Below are 23,693 nucleotides of genomic sequence, written 5' to 3' on the forward strand. Positions count from 1 at the left end.
GCTCAAAACTGAACGACGGCTGTGAAACAAAGCTGTTTGCAAAACCTATTCGATCAGCAGCGCATCATCGTCGAGTGTCTGGCCGCGTACCTTGCGGAACATTTCGATAAGGTCTTCGACACCCAGCGTCTTGCGCTTGTCGCCGGTCACGTCGAGCAGGATTTTGCCGCCATGCAGCATGATCGTGCGGTCGCCATAATCGAGCGCCTGCCGCATGGAATGGGTTACCATCAGGGCGGTCAGCTTGTTCTCGGCAATGAGCGTGCGCGTCAGTTCCATGACGAACTCGGCCATGCCGGGGTCAAGCGCTGCGGTATGTTCGTCGAGCAGCAGAACTTCCGAACCGGAAAGCGTCGCCATGATGAGCGACAGAGCCTGACGCTGCCCGCCGGAAAGCAGCTCCATGCGGTCGTGCATGCGATTTTCCAGCCCCAGATTGAGGCTTGCCACGCGCTCCCTAAACCATGCGCGACGGTTCGAATTGAGTGCGTGGGTGAGGCCGCGGTTCTTGCCGCGTGAAGCGGCCAGTGCCAGGTTTTCCTCGATTGTCAGCGTGCCGCAGCTGCCTGCCAGCGGGTCCTGGAACACACGGGCGACGAGACCGGCGCGGTCGGCTGTGGACTTGCGGGTTACATCCTTGCCGCTGATGACCACCTTGCCGGCGGTCGGGATCACATCGCCTGCGAGAACGCCCAGCATCGTCGATTTGCCGGCGCCGTTCGATCCGATGACCGTGACGAAGGAGCCTTTGTCCATGGTCAGGTTGATCTTGTTGAGAACCTGCTTTTCGAGCGGGGTGCCGCGACCGAACACGACATCAAGATTGGAGAGTTCGATCATGAGGATGCTCCTCCGCGGCGCAGGCGCGGCAATATCAGGGCGAAGGTGACGAGAAGGGCCGTCGCAATGTTGAGATCGGACGCCTGCAGGCCGACAACATCGCCGTTCGAAAGTGCGAGCTGGATGGCGATACGATAGATGATCGAGCCAAGCACACAGCCGATCAGGATCACCAGAATGAAGCGGCTGCGCAGCAGGGTTTCACCGATGATGACCGCCGCAAGGCCAACCACGATTGTGCCCACGCCCGAGGTCACGTCGGCAAAGCCGTTTGTCTGTGCGAAGAGAGAGCCGCCGAGCGCCACCAGTGCGTTTGAAAGCGCCATGCCGAGATAGATCTGCCGGTCGGTGCGGACGCCCTGTGCGCGCGCCATTCTCGGATTGGCGCCGGTCGCACGCATGGCAAGCCCCATATCGCTTTCCAGAAAGCGCCAGACGACGAACACCGCGATGGCGACCAGAACGAAGAGGAACAGCGGACGCACATAATATTCGGGAATGCCGTGGCCGAAGAACGGCGTCAGCATGGTGTCCTGATTGATGAGCGCGATATTGGGGCGCCCCATCACGCGCAGATTGACCGAGAACAGCGCAATCATGGTCAGGATGGAGGCGAGGAGATTGAGGATCTTGAAGCGCACGTTCAATGTTGCGGTCACAAGCCCCGCGGCTGCGCCCGCGACCATGGCGATGGCAGCAGCCAGCCAGGCATTCACGCCCGCAATAATCAATACGCCGGTAACGGCAGCACCCAGCGGAAACGAACCGTCAACCGTCAGATCGGGGAAATCGAGGACGCGGAACGCCAGATAGACGCCGATGGCTACAAATGCGAAGACGAGGCCCAATTCGACCGCACCCCAGAAGGCGATCTGACTCACAATGTCATTCCTTGTTTCTCGCCGCGACCAAAATGAAAGATCGCCGCTTCAACGCGGCATCGATCATCGGCGTTGTGGAAACCGGAAGTCCCGGCGATTCCACGCGGCCAGCTTCAGTCACGACCGGTTTTGATTTGAGTTCGCCTGCCAGCCATCGAGCTGCGTCAGACCATTCCCCGGTTGTTTATGCGAAACCGCATTTTTGCGGCTTTATATCTCAGGGGGGATACAACCCACAAGTTCCAGTACGCAAGCAATATTGCCGGCAAGCCTCGAAATGCGGCACTTTGTGGGGCAATTGCAACATAGAGCATTTCTGCCTGATTTCTGCTGTTGGAAATGCTCTATCTATCCTTAACACGCATCTTATCCGAAAACCGGTTCCCACTTTTCGGGATGCGCTTTAGTGGTCTGATTCCGACATTTGCATCCCTTGGATATGAGCGCTGGGCCAATGTCGGAAGCAAAAGGACCACTAATAACTTTATGAATCTAGTGGATTTTTCGAATTTGACGTTTGAGACGAGATTTGTATCGGACGGGTATCAAACGTCAAATTCAATCCATTAGCAAAAAGGCGAAGCCCTTTTGAGGCTCCGCCTTTTCTCATCCAGTTTCCAGGCCCGATCAGTCGATCTTGCTGGTAGCGCGGTCGATAACAGCCTGCGGGAATTCGACGCCCATCTTCTTGGCGGCGCCAAGATTGATGACGAGATCGGTGCCCTTGGCGATGTCGACAGCGATATCGCCCGGCTTTTCGCCCTTGAGGATCTTCACCACGACGGCGCCGGTCTGCTTGCCGACATCGTAATAATTGAAGCCAAGTGCAGCCAGTGCGCCGCGCTTGACCGAATCCGTATCGGCGGTGAAGAGCGGCAGCTTGCTTTCCTCGGCAACGCCGACGGCGCTTTCCAGAGCTGAAACGATGGTGTTGTCGGTCGGAACATACATGGCGTCCGCACGACCGACGAGGGCGCGCGCTGCCCCCTGGACTTCAGCCGACTTGGTGGCTGCCGATTCAACGATTTCGATGCCTTCGGCGGAAGCGGCTTCCTTCAGTGCGGCCAGCAGCGACACGGAATTGGTTTCACCGGAATTGTAGAGATAGCCGAGCTTCTTGATGTTCGGCATCACTTCCTTGATGAGCTTGATATGCTCTGCCACCGGCGACATGTCGGAAAGGCCGGTTACGTTGCCGCCGGGCTTTGCCATATCCTTGACGAGCTGTGCGCCGACCGGATCGGAAACGGCGGTGAAGACGATTGGAATATCACGAGTTGCCGAAACGACAGCCTGCGCCGACGGCGTAGAGATCGGAACGATCACATCGGGGCCTTCGCCGACGAACTGGCGGGCGATCTGTGCGGCGGTGGCCGGGTTGCCCTGCGCGGACTGATAGACGAATTTGAGGTTTTCGCCTTCCTTGTAGCCTGCTTCGGCCAGCGCATCCTTCACGCCGTCGCGCGCGGCGTCCAGCGCCGGATGTTCAACAATGGCGGTTACGGCGACGGTGACGTCTTTTGCCTGTGCCGAGGTGGCAATGGCCGTTGCGGCCAGCAAGGCCAGAAGCATGGAACGCATGAAAATCTCCCCTGTTTTGGTGCGTTGCTTATCGGCAAACACCTTTTCTCCAATAACCTCAGATTGAAGGTTTATCCGCCAGATTTGAGGCTTAATCGGGTCCGGATAGACTGTCAACGTATCCGAAGGAAGCGCCCATATGGAATGCGCGAAAGCCGCAGGCACCGAACGCTGAACACTGTGTCAGTGTTCAGCGCCCTTCCAATCCGGCGCCGCGCCGCCATATTGGACAGGAACCAATCTTTTGCCCGCAATCAGGGAACATCATCATGAAGAAAATCGGCTTTCTATCTTTCGGCCACTGGTCGCCGTCGCCGCAATCGGGAACCCGTTCGGCGAGCGATGCACTTTTGCAATCGATCGATCTGGCTGTTGCTGCCGAGGAACTGGGCGCGGACGGCGCCTATTTCCGCGTGCACCATTTTGCGCGCCAGCTTGCCTCACCGTTTCCGCTGCTCGCAGCCATTGGCGCCAAGACGAGCAAGATCGAGATCGGCACCGCTGTCATCGACATGCGGTATGAAAATCCGTTCTATATGGTCGAAGACGCCAGCGCTGCGGACCTGATTTCCAAGGGGCGCCTGCAACTCGGTATCAGCCGTGGCTCGCCGGAACAGGTGATCGATGGCTGGCGTTATTTCGGTTATGCGCCGGAAGAGGGCAAGACCGATGCCGATATGGGTCGCCAGCATGGCGAGGTGTTCTTCGAAGCGCTGAAGGGGCAAGGCTTTGCCCAGCCAAACCCGCGCCCGATGTTTCCGAACCCTCCCGGTCTGCTGCGCATCGAGCCGCATTCGGAAGGTCTTCGGGATCGCATCTGGTGGGGGGCTGCCTCGGATGCCACGGCGATATGGGCCGGAAAGCTTGGCATGAATCTGCAAAGCTCTACCTTGAAGAAGGACGAGTCAGGCGAGCCGCTGCACATTCAGCAGGCCAAGCAGATCCGCGCCTATCGCGAAGCGTGGAAGGAAGCCGGACATACGCGCGAACCGCGTGTTTCGGTGAGCCGCAGCATCTTCGCGCTGGTCGATGATCGCGACCGGGCCTATTTCGGCAATGGCGGCAAGGAGCAGGATTCCATCGGCTATATCGAGGAAGATCTGCGCGCTGTTTTCGGGCGGTCTTATGCCGCCGAGCCGGACCGGCTCATTGAGGAACTTGCCAAGGACGAGGCGATTGCCGAAGCCGATACGCTGCTTCTCACCGTGCCGAACCAGCTTGGTGTCGAATACAACGCGCATGTGATCGAGTCGATTCTCAAGCATGTTGCACCGGGCCTTGGCTGGCGGTAATCACTCGTAAATACAGGCGGTGAAACAGACCGCCGCCTATTTTCATTCTATGCCATGAATCGCCAAAAGCCGCTTCATCCGGCGGATGGCAAGCTCTGGCCGGTCGAGCACATTGGCCCGATCGGCTAGGCGGAAAATGTCGGCGTAATGCGAAATGCCACGCGCCGACTGCATTCCGGCTGGCATCGTGAAATGGTTCTGGTGATCGTTGAGCCAGGCAAGAAACACAACGCCTGCCTTGTAATATTGCGTTGGTGCTTCAAAGATTTTGCGCGATAGCGGCACGGTCGGCTCGATGATTGCGCGGAAGCGGTCATTGTCGCCGGTTGCCAGCGCCGCCAGAGCGCTCGATGCCTGTGGCGCCACGGCATCGAAAATGCCGAGCAGGGCATGGCTGTGCCGGTTTCCGTCGCCTTCGATCAGCGGTGCATAGTTGAAATCATCGCCCGTGAAACAGAGAACACCTTCCGGCAGGCGGTTGCGCAAGGCGATTTCATAGCGCTCCTCCAGAAGCGAAATTTTTATGCCTTCCACCTTGTCGCGATTGGCTTCGATGATGCCGATCACCGTATTAAGCGCGTCCTCGAAATTCTCCGAACCCCAATAGCCCCTGAGCTGTGGGTCGAACATATCGCCCAGCCAGTGCAGCACGACCTTTTCGCGGGCTTGCGCAAGAATCCGGCTATAGACCTTGATGTAGTCGTCCGGCGATCTGGCGATGCGGGCCAGTGCACGGCTTGCCATCAGGATGAAGCGCCCGCCATGTTTTTCAATGAAAGCGGCCTGCGTCTCATAAGCCTTGATGACGTCGTCAAGGCTTTTTGCCTCTGCCGGATCGAGATGATCGGTGCCTGCCCCGCTGGCAAGATCGGCACCTGCCACGGTCTTGCTTTCGGCCAGCGAGCGGCGGATCAGTTCCTGCGCGCCCGCCCAGTTCAATCCCATGCCGCGCTGCGACGTATCCATCGCTTCCGCGATCCTGAAGCCGAGGCTCCACAGATGGTGCCGGAAAGCCATCGTCGCCTCCCAGTCTATGGCCGGATCGTTCCATGGACGGGCATCCTTCAGCGGATCGGAAACCACATGCGCTGCTGCATAGGCGATGCGATTGAACTGCGGCGGGCTTTTGGGGCGCGGGGTTGGCGTGCCGCTCAGCGCGTAGGAACTCAGGCTTCCGTTGCCTTCCGGCAAGATCAGTTGATGGTCGCTCATGCCTATGATTGCTCCTCCGTCCCTTATGCCCGTTTTTAATTTAGAACGTTCCAAATGGCAATTCGGTTATAAATTATGGCAAAAGTGTGATTTGAGTGGGTTTTGGCGTAGAAAACAGTTTTTCAGAAAAAACACGCATTGAAAACGGCTTCAATTGTGGCGAACACAAGGCGAAAGGCCGCTTTCCTCTTGGCTCTTGACAGATTTGGAACGTTCCAATTAAATCAGTAATCGAAACCGGAGCCGACCATGAGCAAGAACAGCGTCACCGTTATCGACATTGCGCACGAGGCTGGTGTGTCGAAATCGACCGTCTCGCTGGTGCTGCGTGGCAGTCCGCTGGTTCATGCCGAAACGCGGGTGAAAGTGCAGGCGGCAATCGAAAAGCTCGGTTATGTCTATAACCGTTCGGCTGCCAATCTCCGTCAGGCGAAGTCAAAGATCATCGGCCTTGTGGTCAATGACCTGACCAACAGTTTCTTTGCCGAACTGGCGGTCGGCGTGGACCGCGTGATGCAGTCTGCGGGCTATGTGCAATTTCTTGCCAATACGGCGGAAAGCATTGATCGGCAGCGCGAAGTTATCGCCTCCATGCGCGAACATGGCATTGCCGGGCTGATTGTTTCACCGGCGCGTGGAACTGACGCTAGTGATCTGAAACCATTGGCGAAAAGCGGTCTGCCGGTTGTGCAGATGGTGCGCGATGTGCCGGGTTCCGGCGTTTCGTCCATTTTATCCGACAATCGCGGCGGCGTGGCAAAGGCCATCGAGCATCTGGTCGGCCTCGGTCACAGAAACATCGCCTTCATGGGCGGGTATGCGGATACGGCGGTGTTTGCCGAGCGTGTTTCCGGCTATCGCACGGGGCTGGAGCAGGCTGGCATCGTGTTTGACGAGGCGCTGGTTTTCCCATCAGCACCGTCGCGGGCGGGCGGTGTGGAAGCGGTCGAGCTCATGTTGCTGCTGGGTGCCAAGCCAACGGCCACGGTGTGTTTCAATGATGCGGTGGCGTTTGGCGTTTGCGATGGTTTACGCGCTGCAAATCTCGAGCCAGGACGCGATTTCGGCGTGGTGGGCTTCGATGATGTGATCGAAGCCAAGACCGCTGTTCCGGCACTGACAACTGTGGCTGTTGACCCGCAAGGTTTGGGAGAACGTGCGGCGCAGCTTTTGCTCAAACAGATCAATTCGGAACGGGTGGAGGCGGAGGCGCAGCGTCTGGCGGTGCGCCTTGCGGTGCGCGCAAGTTGCGGCGCGCCGTTCAGAAAACCGGAGGAGAAATTCGAATGGCAAAGTGGGGCCTTATAGGCGCAAGCACGATTGCGAAAGAGTGGGTGATCGGAGCCATTCGCGCCACCGGCGGCGAAGTCGTTTCCGTTTACAGCACCAATGAAGCTCGGGGCGAAACCTATGCTCGCGATAATGGGATTGGCCGCTCGGTGACGAGCCTTGATGCGCTGTTGTCCGATCCGGAAATCGACGCTGTCTATATCTCCACCACCAATGAACTGCACCGCGATCAGGCGATTGCCGCGGCAAATGCGGGCAAGCATATTCTTTGTGAAAAGCCGTTGGCGCTGACGATTGGCGACGCGCACCAAATGCTGAAAGCCGTGCGCGAGGCGGGCGTTGTGGCAGGCACCAACCATCATTTGCGCAATGCGGCCAGCCACCGCGCCATGCGCGATGCCGTTGCTGCAGGCAAGATCGGCAAGGTGCTGGGTGCCCGCGTTTTCCATGCGGTTTACCTGCCGCCGCATCTGCAAGGCTGGCGTATTGAACGCCCTGATGCAGGCGGCGGCGTGATCCTCGATATCACCGTGCATGATGCGGATACGCTGCGTTTCGTGCTGGGTGAAAACCCGGTCGAAGCGGTCGCTTTCAGCCAGCAGGGAGGCTTAAGCGGCGCGGGTCTGGAAGATGGCGTGATGGGTGTTCTGCGCTTCCCATCCGGCGCGATTGCGCAGTTTCATGATGCCTTTACCACGAAATATGCCGAAACCGGCTTCGAGGTGCATGGCAGTGAAGGTTCGCTGATTGCACGCAATGTGATGACGCAAAAGCCGGTCGGCTCGGTGCTGCTACGCGATCAAAACGGCGAGCACGAACTGCCGCTCGACCACAAAAATCTCTATGAAACCGCCTTGCATTCTTTCCACGATGCGATTGCCGGAAAAGGCCAGCCTTCGGCGACATTGGAGGACGGCATCTGGTCGCTCGCCACCGGGCTTGCGGTGCTTGAAGCCGCGAAGACGGGCAAGGCAACCGCCGTTCAATCTGGGCTTTGAACACCATGAACAAGCATATTTCTGCTGCGGAAGCGGCTGCACTCATCCCCGACAATGCTGTCGTTTCGGTTTCCTCGTCCAGCGGTCTCGGCTGTCCCGATCTGATGCTGAAAGCCATCGGCAGGCGGTTTGACGAGACAGGCCACCCCAAAAATATCACCACGCTGCATCCGATTGCAGCGGGCGATATGAGCGGAATCAAGGGTGTCGATTACATCGCCAAGAAGGGGCTTCTCAAGAAGATCATCGGCGGTTCCTATCCGTCCGGTCCATCCAGCGCCGAGCCGCCGCTGATCTGGCAGATGATCACCAATAATGAGATCCCGGCCTATAATATTCCGTCCGGCATTCTATTCGACATGCATCGCGAGGCCGCCGCCAAGCGCCCCGGCGTGCTGACCAAGGTGGGGCTCGATACGTTTGTCGACCCAAAGCGTCAGGGCACGGCGATGAATGACAAGGCGCGTGAGGCGCCGGTCGTGAAACATGTCAGCTTCGAGGGCGAGGACTGGCTCTATTTCCCTTCCATCATCCCGCAATTGGCGATTATTCGCGCGACGACGGCGGATGAACGGGGCAATCTCACCTATGAGCACGAGGGCGCTTATCTCGGCGGTCTGGATCAGGCGCTGGCTGCGCGCAACAATGGCGGCATCGTCATTGCGCAGGTGAAGCGCATCGCCAAGGAAGGCACGCTGAAGCCGCATGACGTGCGCGTGCCGGGCGTTCTGGTCGATTATATCGTGGTTGATCCCGATCAGAAGCAGACGACGCAGACGCTGTACGATCCGGCGATTTCGGGCGAGATTTTCCGTCCGCTGGATACGTTCCGGTTGGCTGAATTCAATATTCAGAAGGCGATTGCGCGCCGTGTCGCGCAGGAATTGCAGGCGGGCAGCGCGGTTAATCTCGGCTTTGGCATTTCCGCCAATGTGCCGCGCATTCTGCTGGAAGAAGGCCTGCATGGCGCCGTGACATGGGTGATCGAGCAGGGCGCTGTCGGCGGGGTGCCGCTGCTGGATTTTGCCTTTGGCTGCGCCTCCAATGCCGACGCCTATATGCCGTCGCCCTATCAGTTCACCTATTTCCAGGGTGCGGGCTTCGACGCCTCGCTGCTCTCCTTCCTTGAGATCGGGCGCGATGGCTCGGTCAATGTGTCGAAGCTGTCATTCCGTCCGCATGTGACTGCAGGGGCTGGCGGTTTTGTCGATATTACTGCAAGAGCCAAGAAGATCGTTTTTTCCGGCATGTTCAATGCAGGGGCGAAATTGTCGGTCGCTGACGGCAAGCTGGTGATCGAGAAGGAAGGCAAGCTGAAAAAGCTTGTTAAAGAGGTCGAGCATGTCACCTTCTCTGGCCCGCGCGGTGTCGCGCAGGGACAGGACATTACCTATGTCACGGAACGTGCGGTGTTGAAGCTGACGCCGCAAGGCATTGTACTCACCGAGATCGCGCCGGGTGTGGATTTGCAGGCGCATATTCTCGATCAATCCGAGTTTCCGCTGATCGTTTCTGACAAGCTCAAGATCATGGATGAAGCGCTGTTCCGCGAAGAGCCGATTGGGCTTGAATTGCCACAGAAACCGGCGCGAAAGCTGGAGGCGTAAATGGCTGATCGGATAGAAATCTCGATTGAGAACCACATCGCCGTCATGACGATCAGGCGGCCCGAAAAGCTCAATGCGTTTGATATCGAGCTGTTGCAGGAATTGTCTGTGGCCTGTGATCGGGTGGAAGCGGACAGCATCGTGCGGGTTGCGATCCTGACCGGCGAGGGCAAAGCCTTTTCCGCAGGCGGCGACATCAAGGCCTGGGGCGGCATGGAACCGGCAGAATTCGGCCATGCGTGGGTGCGTTATGGGCATCGCGTATTTGAGCGTCTGGCGACTTTGCGTGTGCCGCTGATTGCGGCGATGAATGGTCATGCGCTGGGCGGCGGTCTGGAACTGGCAGGGGCCGCGGATATCCGCATTGTGGAAAAGCAGGCAAAAATCGGCCTGCCGGAAACCTCGCTTGGCATGATCCCCGGCTGGTCGGGCACACAGCGTCTTGTGCGCCGGTTCGGTGCGCAGATCGTGCGGCGCATGGTGCTGGGCGGCGAAATGTTTACAGCCGAAGAAGCGCTGTCGCATGGGCTGGTCGATGCCGTTGTGGAAACGGGTACAGTCTTGCAGGCGGCGCAGGATTATGCGGCGCGGGTGGCCAAGCGCGGACCGGCTGCGCTGGAAATTTCCAAACTGATGCTGTCCGTCGCCAATGGCGAGGACAATGGAACCGCCGTCGAGGCGCTGGGTTCCATTCTGGTTGCCAAGACCGGCGATCTGAAAGAAGGCGTGCGCTCGTTTACCGAAAAGCGCGAAGCAAATTTTGAAGGAAAATGGTGATGAGCGTAGTCGTAAAACCGCAGCCGTTGACCGGGCTGGAAGTCCGCGAATTCTCCATGCTGATCGATGGCCAATGGGTGCAAAGCCAGAGCGGCGGCAGCATCGAGCGCGTGGCTCCCGGTCATGGTGTCACGGTCAGCCGTTATCCCGCTGGCAACAAGGCGGATGTGGAACGCGCCGTAGCAGCTGCGCGCAAGGCTTTCGATGATGGGCGCTGGTCGTCCAAAACGGCATCGCAGCGCTCGCTGGTTCTGCTGAAAGCTGCCGATCTGATTGAGGCACGGGCAGAAGAGCTCGCCTATCTCGACGCGATTGAGGCTGGAAAGCCGATCAGTCAGGTGCGCGGCGAGATTGCCGGTTCCGTGGATATCTGGCGCTATGCGGCAGCGCTTGCGCGTGATCTGCATGGCGAAAGCTACAATACTTTGGGCGACGGTACTTTGGGTGTCGTGTTGCGTGAGGCGATTGGCGTTGTCTCCATCATCACGCCGTGGAACTTTCCGTTCCTGATCGTCGGGCAGAAACTGCCTTTCGCGCTGGCGGCAGGTTGCACGGCGGTCGTCAAGCCTTCGGAACTCACCTCCGGATCGACGCTGGTGCTTGGTGAAATTCTGGCCGAGGCAGGCGTGCCGGATGGCGTCGTCAACATCGTCACCGGAACGGGGGCCGATGTCGGCCAGCATATGAGCACGCATCCGCATGTCGACATGGTGTCGTTTACCGGTTCAACTGGCGTGGGTAAGCTCACCATGGCCAATGCGGCGCAAACGCTGAAAAAAGTATCGCTGGAACTTGGCGGCAAGAACCCGCAAATCCTGTTCCCGGATGCGGATATGGATGCGTTTATCGATGCCGCCGTGTTCGGCGCTTGGTTCAATGCAGGCGAGTGCTGCAATGCCGGTTCGCGACTCATCGTGCATCGCTCGATTGTCGATGAGATTGTCAGGCGCGTTGCCGATCTGTCGAAAAAGGTGATCGTTGGCGACCCGCTGGACGTTACCACGCAGGTTGGCGCGATCATCACGCCGCAGCATCTGAGCAAGGTTGGCGCCTATGTCGATCAGGCCAAGAAGGCGGGCGCTGCAATTGTCCATGGCGGCGACGTGCTGGATCTCGGCCTTGGCCAATATATGGGACCGACCATCATTGCGGGTGTGAAAGCCGATATGGCCGTGGCGCGTGAAGAAGTGTTCGGTCCTGTCCTGTCGGTCCTGTCCTTCGATACGGTGGATGAGGCGATCTCCATTGCCAACGCGGTTGATTACGGGCTTTCAGCCGGTGTGTGGAGCCGCGATTTCGATACCTGCATGAGCATCGGGCGCAAGGTGCGCGCCGGTACGGTCTGGATGAACACTTTCATGGACGGTACGCCGGAACTGCCTTTCGGCGGTTATCGCCAGTCGGGTCTGGGCCGCGAGTTGGGTCGTCATGCGGTGGAGGATTACACCGAAACCAAGACGCTCAATATGCATATCGGCGCGCGCACCGGCTGGTGGATGCCACAAGGAAAATAAGGAGTGACGGCTTTGGGAGGACAGCCGGATATCGTCATCATCGGATCGGGTATCGGCGGCGCGACAATGGCCGCCGGTCTTGCCGCGTCGGGTGCCGACATTCTCATTCTTGAGGCGGGGGAGCATCTCCCGGACAGGCCGGAAAACCGCGACCCGCGTGCCATTTTCCAACAAGGCTTCTTTCGCCCGAAGGAGTTCTGGTACGAGACCAGCGGTACGCCATTCAATCCCGGCAACTATTACAATGTCGGCGGCAATTCCAAATTCTATGGCGCAGTGCTGGTGCGCTATCGGCGCGAGGATTTTGAGGAGCTTGCGCATCTGGAAGGTGTATCGCCCGCATGGCCTTTTGCCTATGACGAGCTGGAACCGTGGTATAGCCGCGCCGAGCAGCTTTTTCAGGTGCGGGGTGAATTGGGTGATGACCCGACAGAGCCGCATCATTCGAAGCCCTATTCCCATCCAGCGATCCGCGACGAGCCGGCCATTGCCGATGTGCGGGCGCGGTTGAAGGAAGCGGGTTTGCATCCGGCATCGCTGCCGCTGGGGGTCGATATTGACCGCTGGCTCGCCAAGGCAAAAACGCCGTGGGATGCGCATCCAAACAGCAATGACGGCAAGATGGATGCAGAAACCTGTCCGCTCGCGGCGGCGCTCAAGCATCCCAATGTCCGGCTGGAAACCTCGGCGCGGGTGACACGGCTGGAAGCCGGTCCGGATGGGAAGACTATCGCGGCGGTGCATTATGTGAAGGACGGCGAGGCGCTGGTGCTGCGCCCGAAGCTGGTCGTTTTATCCGCAGGCGCGGTGCAGTCGGCGGCACTTCTGCTGCGCTCAGGACTGGCGAACAGTTCCGATCAGGTCGGTCGCAATTTCATGAACCATAATTCGAGTGCCGTGATCGCTTTCGATCCGCGCTATCGCAATGACAGCGTCTATCAGAAGACCTTTGGCTTCAACGATTACTATCTGTCGGACGGGGCAGGCGGTCCGCCGCTCGGCAATGTGCAATTGCTTGGGCGCGTGTCGGGCGCGATCCTGAAATCCAATATGCCTCGCGTGCCGGAATGGCTGTTGAACCGGATTGCCGGACACACAATCGATTTCTACGCGATGAGCGAAGACCTGCCGTCGCCAGAAAGCCGCGTGACGGTGGATGGCGACCGCATTGTTCTGCATTGGGTGCGCAGCAACTGGAAGGCGCATCTGATGCTGGTGGAAAAGCTCAAATCCGCACTGCGGGCAGCGGGCTTTCCGGTGGTTCTGTCGCGGGCCTTCGACCGGCGCACACCGTCGCATCAATGCGGCACGGTGCGCATTGGCGATGATCCGGCGACAGCGCCGCTTGATCCCTGGTGCCGCGCCTATGACCATCCCAATCTCCATGTGGTGGATGCGTCATTCCTGCCGACATCGGCGGCGGTCAATCCGGCGCTGACCATCGCTGCGCAAGCCTTGCGCGTTGCAGACCATTTGAACCGGGAGGTGCTGGCATGAATCGCCAAAGACCTGTGGCACTGGTAACTGGCGGGCGGCGCGGGATCGGGCTTGGCATTGCCCGCACGCTTGCCGCCAAGGGTTTCGATCTGGCGATTACCGACCGCGAACGTGACGATGCGGTCATCCATGAATTGCGCGAGCTTGGCGGACGAGTGGCTTTCTTTGAAAGCGATCTGGCTGCCGTCGAAACCCATGAGGCGACGGTTGCCGCCGTGCTGCAAGAGTTCGGCAACATCGACTGTCTCGTCAACAATGCAGGCATGGGTTCGGTCGAGCGCGGTGATTTTCTTGGGCTGAAGCCCGAAAACTTCGACACCATCATGGATGTGAATCTGCGCGGCACGGTGTTTTTCACGCAGGCCGTGGTGAAGGCCATGCTGGCCGCAGCCGAAGTGCGTTTTCCGCGCAGCATTATAACGATCAGTTCGGTTTCGTCGGTGATGAGTTCGCCGGAAAGGCTCGACTACTGCATCAGCAAGGCCGGGTTGACCGCCTTTGTGCAGGGGCTGGCGTTGCGTCTGGCCGAAGCGCGGATCGGTGTGTTCGAGGTGCGTCCCGGCATCATACGCACCGACATGACGGCGAAGGTCGCAGAGCGCTACGACACGCTGATTGACGGCGGGCTGGTGCCCATGAAGCGCTGGGGCGAGGTGGGTGATGTTGGCGCCATCGTGGCCGGGCTTGCGGGCGGTAATTTCATTTTCGCCACCGGGTCGGTGATCAATGCCGATGGCGGCCTGTCGATAGCGAAGCTTTAGGGGAAGTGCGCGATGAACTATGACTATATCATCGTTGGCGGCGGGCCTGCCGGTTGCGTTCTCGCCAATCGCCTGAGCGAAGATGCATCGATAAAAGTGCTGTTGCTGGAGGCAGGCGGCAGCGACTGGAATCCGCTGTTCCATATGCCTGCGGGCTTTGCCAAAATGACCAAGGGTGTGGCCAGCTGGGGTTTTGAAACCGTTCCGCAAAAGCACATGAAAAACCGTGTGCTGCGCTATACGCAGGCGAAAGTCATCGGTGGCGGCTCCACCATCAATGCGCAGATTTATACGCGCGGCAATGCGTCCGATTATGATCTCTGGGCTGGTGAGGATGGCTGCACCGGCTGGGATTATCGCCATGTCCTGCCCTATTTCAAACGTGCCGAGGACAATCAGCGTTTCAACGATGACTATCATTCCTATGGCGGGCCGCTTGGCGTTTCCATGCCTTCCGCGCCGCTGCCGATCTGCGATGCCTATATCCGCGCCGGACAGGAGCTGGGCATTCCGTATAATCCCGATTTCAACGGGCGCGAGCAGGCGGGCGTCGGCTTTTACCAGCTCACCCAGCGCAACCGCCGCCGCTCCTCGGCCTCGCTTGCTTATCTCGCGCCGATCAGGGATCGTAAAAACCTGACAATCCGCATGAATGCTGCGGTAGCCAACATCGTGCTGGAAAAGACGCGCGCAACCGGCGTTGCGCTGTTGAGCGGCGAGGTGCTGCGCGCCAACCGCGAGGTGATTGTTTCATCGGGCGCGATCGGCTCGCCGAAACTTCTGCTGCAATCGGGCATCGGCCCGGCCGATCATCTGAAAAAGGTGAGTGTCGCGGTCAAGCACGATCTGCCCGGCGTTGGCGAAAACATGCAGGACCATCTCGATCTGTTTGTCATTGCCGAATGCACCGGCGATCACACCTATGACGGCGTGGCGAAGCTGCACCGCACGCTGGGCGCGGGCCTGCAATATATGCTGCTGCGTTCCGGCCCGGTGGCGTCGAGCCTGTTTGAAACGGGCGGTTTCTGGTATGCGGACCCGGATGCGCGTTCACCGGATATCCAGTTCCATCTGGGGCTTGGTTCTGGAATTGAAGCCGGTGTCGAGAAGCTCAAGAATGCAGGCGTGACACTCAATTCTGCCTATCTGCATCCACGCTCTCGCGGGACAGTGCGGCTTGCTTCCAACGATCCGACAACGGCCCCGCTGATCGACCCCAATTACTGGAGCGATCCGCACGATCTGAAAATGTCATTGGAAGGGCTGAAGATCGCGCGCGAAATCATGCAGCAGGATGCATTAAAACCCTATGTCATGGCCGAGCGCCTGCCGGGACCGAAAGTGGTCACCGATGACGATCTGTTCGACTATGCCTGCGCCAATGCCAAGACCGACCACCACCCCGTCGGCACCTGCAAGATGGGAACTGATGCAATGGCGGTTGTCGATCTCGATCTGAAAGTGCGCGGTCTCCAAGGCTTGCGGGTGTGCGACAGCTCGATCATGCCGCGCGTTCCTTCCTGCAACACCAATGCGCCGACCATCATGATCGGCGAAAAGGGAGCAGACATTATTCGCGGCCTTGATCCGCTGCCGCCGGTCGTGTTTTCGTGGGAGAAAAACGAACAGAAGCCGCGTGCAAGGATTTAATCCGGGCTGTCAGCGGGTTCAAAGCGCAGATAGCCCACAATGTTCGAGCCGCGCCGTTCGGGATTGTCTGACGGATGATTGACGCCATCGGTCACCGGAACGACAGCGAAATCAAACGGCGACACGCCTTCAAGACAAGCCGCATTCACGCCGAACTGGTTCGGATTGGAACGACGCTGGTGGTGCGTGTAAATCCCGCATTTCGAGCAGAAATAGTGTTTCGCAAGGCCCGTATTGAAGGTGTAGAGCGTCAGCGCATCTTCACCTTCAAGGATTTCCAGCCCGTCCAGTTCTGCGGAAACAGCGACGGCCCCGCGCATCCGGCAATAAGAGCAGGTGCAGCGCCGTGCTGTATGCAAGCCATTGGATAATCTGACGCGAAAACGCACAGTCCCGCAGTGACACGCGCCATTGGCTTCCTTGATGTCGGGATTCATTTTGTCTCCTTGTATTTATATGGAAGCTATTTTGTTTTTTGCCGGTTTACCACCGCTGAAAACCGATTAAATTCGTGGCTGGAGATACTTCCGGGAGGGATTTGGCATGGGTGAATTTGCAGTCGTCACGGGTGGGAGCACCGGCATCGGAAGACATCTTGTTTCTGCTTTTGCCGATGCGGGCTACACGGTGGCCTTCAGCTACAAGCACGATGACGAAGCTGCGCAATCGCTCGTGGAGGCCATCGAGGAGGCGGGTGGTCAGGCGCTGGGACTTGGCTGCGATGTCGGACGGCGCGTCGAGGTTGAAGCCTTCTTCGATGAGGTCTGCGACTGGTTCGGCGATGCGCCCGATGTGCTGGTCAACAATGCGGGCATCCAGACCTGGGCACCCTTGCTGGAACTTTCCGAGGATGGTTGGGACGATGTCATTCGCACCAATCTGAAAGGTTGTTTCCTCAACACGCAGGCTGCTGCGAAGCGCATGGTGGAGGCAGACAAGGGTGGCGCCATCGTCAATATCGGCTCAGGCTGCAACAAGCTCGCCTTTCCGAAACTGGTTTCCTACACGGCATCGAAGGGCGGCATAGAGCAGTTCACCAAGGTTTCGGCAGTGGAACTTGGGCCGCACGACATCCGGGTGAATTGCGTGGCGCCCGGTGCGATCCTCAATGAACGTACGGCAGAAGAGCAACCCGACTATGCGGGCACCTGGGCGCGCATCACGCCGCTGCGCAGGGTGGGCACGGCTGAGGATATTTCCGGCCCGGTCCTGTTCTTTGCTTCCGATGCGGCGCGTTTTGTTACCGGCCAGACGATCTGGGTCGACGGCGGTGTCTTTTCGCAGGCCAACTGGCCATATGAGGGATAAAATGAGGTCGTATAGAGACTACGTTTTTGTTGGGTTATCTAAGGTTTTCATGAAAGGAAAGTAATCATTGAGCTTGATAATACGCTGAAGAATTTATTTTGCTAATTGTTTTTGCATATAGGAAGAAACAATAGCGCCAATACTACCGCTGAAAACCACGGACTGTATTTTAGATAGTTGATCATCCTTGAGCCAGCCCCAGGAAGTTACATAATGAAAAATCCAAACACCTAAAGAGACTACAAAGATAGTCGTAAAAAACACCATCATAAACGCTACGATCCAACCGAAACATTTATGCCATAGAAGGTCGTTCTTAAGTTTCTGGCCCCGAAGCTTATCTTCATCAGGCCAGAGTTTTTCTTCTAGCTTTGCCTGTTTCAAATCGGCCCAAGCAGGCGGATTTATATCAGTTTGGCTGGGAGGCGGGAGTGTTTGGCGATCGTTCATGCAAAAGCTTCTTATAGTGTGCTTCGATCACACTGTCTGGTATTTCAATATTGAAAACACCCTCACGATAAACTTGGTCCCACGGGGTATCTGACTTGTGGGTCAGATTGGATAGGGTTATGCCGTTCATGTTTCCATATTTACCAAACACTTCACGCAGAAATTTCTCGGTGTCCTTATCCACCTCAATCTGTCCTACGATGCGGTCAAAGGGTATACCGCCTCGGCCCCATACCTTTGTTGCATGATACAGATCGGGAATAACCGGTCCATACTTCCAAGCTTCAATCCGATCTTGGAACAGGTCACCACGGCCTAAACCCAGGCTCCATCCGTGCGCTATATAAACCAGCTTCATGAGTTGCATAGGCGTAAGACTTCTGCCCGCCTCTTTAGCGATTTTTAGGATGGCATCAGCAATTGTAATAACATTGTACATAGCCACTCCTTTCTCAAATTCGCTACGACTCACCCAAACATATAGGTGATTTGTCGAGTCAAGTCATTATCTACAAGAAATTAAAATTAATATTTACGTAGCGGTTGAACGTTTCCTGGGATCCGTTGAAACTTTTTAAGAAAGACGCGGTTTTCGGTGGTGATCCCGACAGGAATCGAACCTGTGACCTACAGATTAGGAATCTGTCGCTCTATCCTACTGAGCTACGGGACCAACCGATGAGCATTCGCCGGTGATTCCGGCATTGTGAATGCTTTCAGACACATACTGTTTTTCATAGCTGTCGCCAACCCCGCAAAAAGCGGGGCGGGCGGTTTTATTCAGTTTCAGGCCGCAAGCGCCGTTTCCACCAGTGATGCGAAATAGCTGACCCCATAGGGAATGGCATCGTCGTTGAAATCATAGGCCGGGTGGTGCAGGCCGGGCGTGTCGCCATTGCCAAGGAAGATGTAGGCGCCGGGGCGCGCTTCCAGCATGTAGGAAAAATCTTCCGCTGCCATCATCGGCTCGACGCTCTCGTCCACCTTGCCTTCACCCGCCACGGCGCTGGCGACTCGGGCGGCAAACTCCGTCTGCGCATCGTGGTTGAAGGTGACGGGATAATTGTTCTTGTAGCGCACGGTGATTTCGGCACCGGTGGCGGCTGCGATACCGGCGGCGGTTTCGCGGATGCGGCGTTCGGCAAAGGCGCGGGTTTCCTTCTTGAGTGTACGGACAGTGCCCGACAGCGTCGCCTTTTCCGGGATCACATTATAAGCCTCGCCCGCAATGAACTTCGTCACCGAGATTACAAGTGAATCGAGCGGATCGCTATTGCGCGACACGATGCCCTGAAGGGCAATCATCAGCTGGGAACCGGCCATGATCGGATCGATGGTGCGATGCGGCTGCGCCGCATGGCCGCCGCGCCCGGTAATGAAAAGATCGAATTCGTCGGTTGCAGCCATGATCGGGCCTTTTCGCATTGCGAACTGCCCGACCGGCAGGCCCGGCATATTGTGGACGCCGTAGACTTCCGAAATGTTGAAACGATCCATCACGCCGTCCTCGACCATGGCGAGGCCGCCGGCGCCGCCTTCTTCGGCGGGCTGGAACAGGAGGGCGACCGAGCCGCGGAAATTGCGGGTCTCGGCAAGATATTGCGCCGCGCCAAGCAGCATGGATGTGTGGCCGTCATGACCGCAGGAATGCGCCTTGCCGGGATTTTGCGAAGCCCATTCGACGCCGCTGGTTTCAAGGATGGGCAGGGCATCCATATCGGCGCGCAGGCCGATGGCCGGGCCATCGCCGTGGCGTCCCTTGATGATGCCGACGACGCCGGTGCGTCCAACGCCGGTTTCCACAAGATCGCAACCGAAGGATTTCAGCTTGTCTTCGACAAATTTTGCAGTTTCGTGCACGTCATAGAGAAGTTCGGGGTTCTGGTGCAGTTTACGCCGCCATGCAGCAATTTCCGCTTGCGTTTCAACGGCACGATTCAACACTGGCATTTTCTGAGGGCTCCCCGGATTGGGCATGATTAGAAGGAAACAGGATATGACGTTTCGATGAAAGCGGGCAATCCCTGTTTGCCTTTTCATCGCCACATGGCATAGATAAAGAAAGCGTTAATCTCCCATCAGAGCGGTTCCAGTTGATACAGAGTCATTGGAACGGCTCTACCTCTATGTTTTTATGCATTATCCGACGCAAAACCGCTTCGCACTTTTGCTGGAAATGCTCTAGAGCACAATTCGAACCCGCAGAAATTGCAGGCAATTTCGATTGGAACTATGGAATGATGTCGAAATCATTGAAAATCTGGTTTGCAGCTGCCGGCCTGTCGGCTACCGCGCTGGCGTCGGCTGCGGCTAATCCCTCGATTGCAGTGGATGTCGCAACCGGCAAGGTCTATCAGCAGCAGGAAGCTTTTCAGCGCTGGTATCCCGCTTCGCTGACCAAGATGATGACGGCCTATGTGGCATTCCGTGCGCTTCAGTCGGGTCAGATGACGCTGGATTCGCCGGTGCGCATGACGGTCAACGCCGCCAAGGAGCCGCCGAGCAAGATGGGCTACAAGCCGGGATCGGTCATGACGCTCGATACGGCGCTGAAAATCATGCTGGTGAAGTCGGCCAATGACGTTGCGGTTGCCGTTGCCGAAGCCGTGGGCGGGACAGAATCCGGTTTCGTACAGCGCATGAATGAGGAAGCCCAGCGTATCGGTATGGTCGGCTCGCATTTCGCCAATCCGAACGGTCTGCATAATCCGAACAATTATACGACGGCGCGCGATCTCGCGGTTCTGGCCGTGCAGCTTCGCCGCGAATTTCCGCAATATGCGCATTATTTCGCGACCGAGGCGATTGATCCGGGCGCGGGCAAGAAGGTCCAGGCCAATTACAACATTCTGCTTGGCCGTTATGACGGTGCGGACGGCATGAAGACCGGTTTCGTCTGCGCGTCCGGTTTCAATCTTGCAAGTTCGGCCACGCGCAATGGCCGCACCGTGCTGGCGATCATTCTCGGCGCGGATCGGCAGGAAGCGCGCGCCGTTCAGGCCGCGCAGCTGATGACCGATGCTTTTCGCGCAAGTCCACGTGGTGGCGCGACGCTGGCGACCTTGCGTCCGACGGCGGGCGGCAACCTCAACCAGGCCGTCGACATGCGCAAGGCGATCTGCAGCCAGCAGGCCATGGCCGACCGCTGGGACGGGCGCGATGTCGAGGGCAAGCTGAAAATCAATTCGCCTTATATCCATACCATGGATCGCGATCCGGTTGCGGTGCAGGTGGGACTGGTTTCCCAACCGGGCCCGATCACCCGCCCGAGCCAGCTCGATATTTCGCAGGTTCCGCTGCCTATGCCGCGTCCGCAACGGGCGGCGGGCGTGAAGACAACGGCCATCAACTGATATGCGAAATCCCATTCCCGTTTCCGTGCTGACCGGCTTTCTCGGTTCAGGTAAGACGACGCTTCTCAACCGGCTTCTGAAAGATCCGGCGCTGAGTGATACAGCGGTCATTATCAATGAGTTCGGCGAAGTCGGCATCGATCACCTGCTGGTCGAGCAGGCGAGCGAAGGCGTGATCGAGCTTTCCGATGGCTGCCTGTGCTGCACGGTGCGGGGCGAACTGGTGGATACGCTGGCCGATCTGATCGACCGGCTCCAGACCGGGCGCATCAAGGCACTGAAGCGCGTGATCATCGAAACCACCGGGCTTGCCGATCCGGCGCCGGTGCTGCATTCGATCATGGGGCATCCGGTGCTCATGCAGGCTTTTCGGCTCGATGGGGTTCTGGCGACCGTTGATGCCGTGAACGGCATGGCGACACTCGACAACCACGAGGAAGCCGTCAAGCAAGCAGCTATGGCTGATCGTATCGTGCTGACCAAAACCGACCTGCCGGAAGCGCAGGCGGGACTGGCGGCACTGAAGGCGCGTCTCCATGCGCTCAATCCCGGTGCCAATATTCTGGAAGCCGGTGAACAGCGCACAGGCTATGCCGCCCTTTTTGAATGCGGGCTTTATAATCCGGAAACGAAATCGGCGGATGTGCAGCGCTGGCTCAAGGCGGAAGCCTATGAGGATGAGCATCACGGTCATTCCCATCATGACCATGTATGCGGGCCGGATTGCGATCACGACCATCATCACCACGACCACGATCATGGTCACGCGCATCATCACCACCATGACGATGCAATCCGGTCCTTTTCGCTTCGTCACGATGCGCCGATCCCGCTATCGACCTTCGACATGTTCCTCGATCTTCTGCGTTCGACGCATGGGGAGAAGCTTTTGCGCGTGAAGGGCATTGTGCAGATTGCCGAAGACCCGGATCGACCAGTGGTCATTCACGGCGTGCAGAAGATTTTCCATCCGCCTGCACGCCTGCCGCAGTGGCCGCAGGATAAACGGCAGACGCTTCTGGTGATGATCGTGAAGGACTTGCCGGAAACCTATGTGCGCGAGCTTTTCGATGCATTCCTCGGGCGACCGGCGCTGGATAGGCCCGACCGTGCCGCGCTGACCGAAAACCCGTTAGCTATTCCGGGCTTCTCGCCCCGGAATTGATATTTATTTCCTGCGAATAAGGAAGCGATGCAACGTCTCTTGACGCTCCTGCGCGATGAGGGTGTGTCCTTCCTGCGTGCAGAAATGCGGGACGTCGATGCCTGACAGCGGGTCGGTCGCTTCGACCCACAGAAGCGCGCCGCTTGCCATCTTCTCAAGCCGATTGCGGGTTTTTAAAACCGGAAGGGGGCATTTAAGCCCCCTCAGGTCGTAGACAGGAACGTCATCCTGCAAAGTCGTCAGTTCCCGATGATCTTCCACCATGGCTTTTTCGGTTCGGGAGCTGCGACAGGTGCCGGTTGCTCGACATTCTGCGCCACCGTACTGGCGGTGGTCATAGGCGAGATCTGGGACGGTACAGCCTGTGCCGCAACCGGGTTAGGCTGCGGTGCGGGCACGGCTGCCGGTTGCGGCGTCGCCGCAATGGCTGTCGGCTGTGGGGACTGCATTGCCGGGCGAATATCCGGCGCGCCTGCTTTTTCGGCAGAGGAAGGCGAAAGTGACGGCGGTTCGCGCGTTACTTTCTCGCCGCGTGCGCGCGCTGCGCTCCAGGCGGAGACGAGCTTGGCTTCGGCGATGCCCTGAATGGAAGGTGCCGGTGCCTTCTGGCTGGCGCTGAAAGCCGACTGGAAGGTCTTTTCGTAAGACGCATAGGACATGGCCTCGCCGCCGACCGATGGCGGGCAAGCCCCTGTCGGGGACAGCGGCTGGCCGTCCGCCGTCGCGACGTTGAACACGTAGCGTTTTTCGCAGACATCGACCTTCGGCGGCACCTTATTGGCCTCGAAATAGTCATATCCCTGTTTCAGCATCTTCCAGAAGGGATAGTTTTGATCGTTCTTGTAACGCGCCATATTGGCGGCGGTCATGCGGAACGGAAATGCCTGAACCTGGAAGTCACGCTGTCCGCCCTTGAAAGCGTCGCGTCCGAAGGCATAGATTTCGCTGACGCTTTCATCCGTCATCGAATAACAACCCGATGAAGAACAGGCGCCATGCACCATCAGATTTTGGCCGGAGCGGCCATTGGCGCGATCATAAGCGTTGGGGAATCCCATATCGAAAGAGAGATAATAACTCGAATTGGGATTCATTTGCGTCGGACGGACGTTATAGAAACCTTCTGGTGCCTGGCGATCGCCTTCAATGTATTTGGGGCCGAGCTTCCCTGACCATTTGCAGATTTCGTAGGATGCAATCTGGTCGTACTTGCCGTTATTTTTCTGTTTCCAGACCTCAAGAACACCTTCTTCCTTAAAAAGGCGCACCATGATCGGCGAGGTACGGGTCATACCCTTTGCCTTCATCTTGGCAACGATTTTTGCAGGAAGAGGCTTTTCAGCCTTCAATGCAAGATCGGATACGGACGAACCCTGACAGCCCGCGAGGAGCGCGGTTGCCATTACGGAGCCTAGAATTGCGGTTCTGATCTTCATGTCGCATCGAGTCTGTTAGAGCTACGCCAGAGACTTTATGAGCAAAAGCCAATTTCCTGAAGGTTGGACTCTATAACTGAA

General features: G+C 57.8%; 22 protein-coding genes and 1 tRNA gene. 12 read left to right on the forward strand and 11 right to left on the reverse strand.

What is annotated here, in order from left to right; translation table 11 throughout:
- Positions 1–45: 45 nt before the first annotated feature.
- From JNC70_RS05485 to JNC70_RS05495, 3 genes are all read right to left on the reverse strand, one after another.
- Positions 46–840 carry an ABC transporter ATP-binding protein gene (locus JNC70_RS05485; RefSeq protein ID WP_104755104.1) on the reverse strand — a complete coding sequence of 265 codons (795 nt, stop codon included), beginning with the start codon at positions 838–840 and terminating at the stop codon, positions 46–48.
- The gene (locus tag JNC70_RS05490; protein ID WP_104755103.1) at positions 837–1,721 is read right to left on the reverse strand and encodes an ABC transporter permease; all 885 of its coding nucleotides are present in this window, start codon (positions 1,719–1,721) and stop codon (positions 837–839) included. The genes JNC70_RS05485 and JNC70_RS05490 overlap by 4 nt, the downstream gene beginning before the upstream one ends.
- A 627-nt stretch (positions 1,722–2,348) precedes the next feature.
- A complete protein-coding gene (locus JNC70_RS05495) occupies positions 2,349–3,302 on the reverse strand; it encodes an ABC transporter substrate-binding protein (RefSeq protein ID WP_104755218.1) in 954 nt (317 codons plus the stop codon).
- 269 nt (positions 3,303–3,571) lie between these two features.
- On the opposite strand from JNC70_RS05495, the gene JNC70_RS05500 reads away from it, so the two are divergent.
- Positions 3,572–4,594, forward strand: coding sequence for an LLM class flavin-dependent oxidoreductase (locus JNC70_RS05500; RefSeq protein ID WP_104755102.1), 1,023 nt, complete (start codon positions 3,572–3,574; stop codon positions 4,592–4,594).
- Between the two features lie 42 nt (positions 4,595–4,636).
- Here the strand turns inward: JNC70_RS05500 and JNC70_RS05505 are convergent, their stop codons facing one another.
- Positions 4,637–5,806, reverse strand: coding sequence for a dihydrodipicolinate synthase family protein (locus tag JNC70_RS05505; protein ID WP_104755101.1), 1,170 nt, complete (start codon positions 5,804–5,806; stop codon positions 4,637–4,639).
- Positions 5,807–6,055: 249 nt separating this feature from the next.
- Between JNC70_RS05505 and JNC70_RS05510 the strand changes: the two genes are divergently transcribed.
- Genes JNC70_RS05510 through JNC70_RS05545 form a run of 8 tightly spaced genes read left to right on the forward strand, consistent with a single transcriptional unit; the run spans position 6,056 to position 15,900 of the window.
- Complete coding sequence (locus tag JNC70_RS05510; protein ID WP_104755100.1) at positions 6,056–7,114, forward strand: LacI family DNA-binding transcriptional regulator; 1,059 nt, start codon at positions 6,056–6,058, stop codon at positions 7,112–7,114.
- The gene (locus tag JNC70_RS05515) at positions 7,093–8,094 is read left to right on the forward strand and encodes a Gfo/Idh/MocA family protein (RefSeq protein ID WP_104755099.1); all 1,002 of its coding nucleotides are present in this window, start codon (positions 7,093–7,095) and stop codon (positions 8,092–8,094) included. Before JNC70_RS05510 ends, JNC70_RS05515 begins: the two co-directional genes overlap by 22 nt.
- 5 nt (positions 8,095–8,099) lie before the next feature.
- Positions 8,100–9,701 carry an acyl CoA:acetate/3-ketoacid CoA transferase gene (locus tag JNC70_RS05520; protein WP_104755098.1) on the forward strand — a complete coding sequence of 534 codons (1,602 nt, stop codon included), beginning with the start codon at positions 8,100–8,102 and terminating at the stop codon, positions 9,699–9,701.
- On the forward strand, positions 9,702–10,478 hold the full coding sequence (locus JNC70_RS05525) for an enoyl-CoA hydratase/isomerase family protein (protein ID WP_104755097.1): 777 nt from the start codon (positions 9,702–9,704) through the stop codon (positions 10,476–10,478). It abuts the gene before it with no gap.
- Positions 10,472–11,992, forward strand: a complete 1,521-nt coding sequence (locus JNC70_RS05530) for an aldehyde dehydrogenase family protein (protein ID WP_104755096.1) — start codon at positions 10,472–10,474, stop codon at positions 11,990–11,992. The genes JNC70_RS05525 and JNC70_RS05530 overlap by 7 nt, the downstream gene beginning before the upstream one ends.
- A 12-nt stretch (positions 11,993–12,004) precedes the next feature.
- Positions 12,005–13,489, forward strand: a complete 1,485-nt coding sequence (locus JNC70_RS05535; RefSeq protein WP_104755217.1) for a GMC oxidoreductase — start codon at positions 12,005–12,007, stop codon at positions 13,487–13,489.
- The gene (locus JNC70_RS05540; RefSeq protein WP_104755095.1) at positions 13,486–14,250 is read left to right on the forward strand and encodes a 3-ketoacyl-ACP reductase; all 765 of its coding nucleotides are present in this window, start codon (positions 13,486–13,488) and stop codon (positions 14,248–14,250) included. The genes JNC70_RS05535 and JNC70_RS05540 overlap by 4 nt, the downstream gene beginning before the upstream one ends.
- Before the next feature lie 12 nt (positions 14,251–14,262).
- On the forward strand, positions 14,263–15,900 hold the full coding sequence (locus tag JNC70_RS05545; protein WP_104755094.1) for a GMC family oxidoreductase: 1,638 nt from the start codon (positions 14,263–14,265) through the stop codon (positions 15,898–15,900).
- On the opposite strand, the gene JNC70_RS05550 is transcribed toward JNC70_RS05545, so the two are convergent.
- Positions 15,897–16,337, reverse strand: coding sequence for a GFA family protein (locus tag JNC70_RS05550; RefSeq protein ID WP_104755093.1), 441 nt, complete (start codon positions 16,335–16,337; stop codon positions 15,897–15,899). The genes JNC70_RS05545 and JNC70_RS05550 overlap by 4 nt on opposite strands.
- A gap of 106 nt (positions 16,338–16,443) precedes the next feature.
- Between JNC70_RS05550 and JNC70_RS05555 the strand changes: the two genes are divergently transcribed.
- Positions 16,444–17,208 carry an SDR family NAD(P)-dependent oxidoreductase gene (locus JNC70_RS05555; RefSeq protein ID WP_104755092.1) on the forward strand — a complete coding sequence of 255 codons (765 nt, stop codon included), beginning with the start codon at positions 16,444–16,446 and terminating at the stop codon, positions 17,206–17,208.
- A gap of 93 nt (positions 17,209–17,301) precedes the next feature.
- Here JNC70_RS05555 and JNC70_RS05560 read toward each other — a convergent pair whose 3' ends face one another.
- The 4 genes from JNC70_RS05560 to JNC70_RS05575 form a co-directional block, all read right to left on the reverse strand.
- Positions 17,302–17,658, reverse strand: a complete 357-nt coding sequence (locus tag JNC70_RS05560; RefSeq protein WP_146097097.1) for a hypothetical protein — start codon at positions 17,656–17,658, stop codon at positions 17,302–17,304.
- Positions 17,618–18,097: a Panacea domain-containing protein gene (locus tag JNC70_RS05565; RefSeq protein WP_104755090.1), complete on the reverse strand. Its 480-nt coding sequence runs from the start codon at positions 18,095–18,097 to the stop codon at positions 17,618–17,620. Before JNC70_RS05565 ends, JNC70_RS05560 begins: the two co-directional genes overlap by 41 nt.
- A 157-nt stretch (positions 18,098–18,254) precedes the next feature.
- Positions 18,255–18,331 (reverse strand) — tRNA-Arg (locus JNC70_RS05570).
- 113 nt (positions 18,332–18,444) lie between these two features.
- Positions 18,445–19,608, reverse strand: a complete 1,164-nt coding sequence (locus JNC70_RS05575; RefSeq protein ID WP_104755089.1) for a M20 aminoacylase family protein — start codon at positions 19,606–19,608, stop codon at positions 18,445–18,447.
- A 287-nt stretch (positions 19,609–19,895) separates the two neighbouring features.
- Here JNC70_RS05575 and JNC70_RS05580 point away from each other — a divergent pair, with 287 nt between their 5' ends.
- Together JNC70_RS05580 and JNC70_RS05585 are read left to right on the forward strand one after the other, a co-directional pair.
- Entirely contained in the window at positions 19,896–21,011 is a 1,116-nt protein-coding gene (locus JNC70_RS05580; RefSeq protein ID WP_104755088.1) for a D-alanyl-D-alanine carboxypeptidase family protein, read from the forward strand.
- Between the two features lies 1 nt (position 21,012).
- Positions 21,013–22,176 carry a CobW family GTP-binding protein gene (locus JNC70_RS05585; protein WP_104755087.1) on the forward strand — a complete coding sequence of 388 codons (1,164 nt, stop codon included), beginning with the start codon at positions 21,013–21,015 and terminating at the stop codon, positions 22,174–22,176.
- A gap of 3 nt (positions 22,177–22,179) precedes the next feature.
- Here the strand turns inward: JNC70_RS05585 and JNC70_RS05590 are convergent, their stop codons facing one another.
- Both JNC70_RS05590 and JNC70_RS05595 read right to left on the reverse strand, forming a co-directional pair.
- A complete protein-coding gene (locus tag JNC70_RS05590) occupies positions 22,180–22,437 on the reverse strand; it encodes a sulfurtransferase TusA family protein (protein ID WP_245414733.1) in 258 nt (85 codons plus the stop codon).
- Positions 22,416–23,612 (reverse strand): L,D-transpeptidase family protein, encoded by a 1,197-nt coding sequence (locus JNC70_RS05595; RefSeq protein ID WP_104755085.1) that lies wholly within the window; start codon positions 23,610–23,612, stop codon positions 22,416–22,418. Before JNC70_RS05595 ends, JNC70_RS05590 begins: the two co-directional genes overlap by 22 nt.
- Positions 23,613–23,693 lie beyond the last annotated feature (81 nt).

This window comes from Brucella oryzae, from assembly GCF_041929965.1.
In the GTDB taxonomy this organism is placed as follows: domain Bacteria; phylum Pseudomonadota; class Alphaproteobacteria; order Rhizobiales; family Rhizobiaceae; genus Brucella; species Brucella oryzae.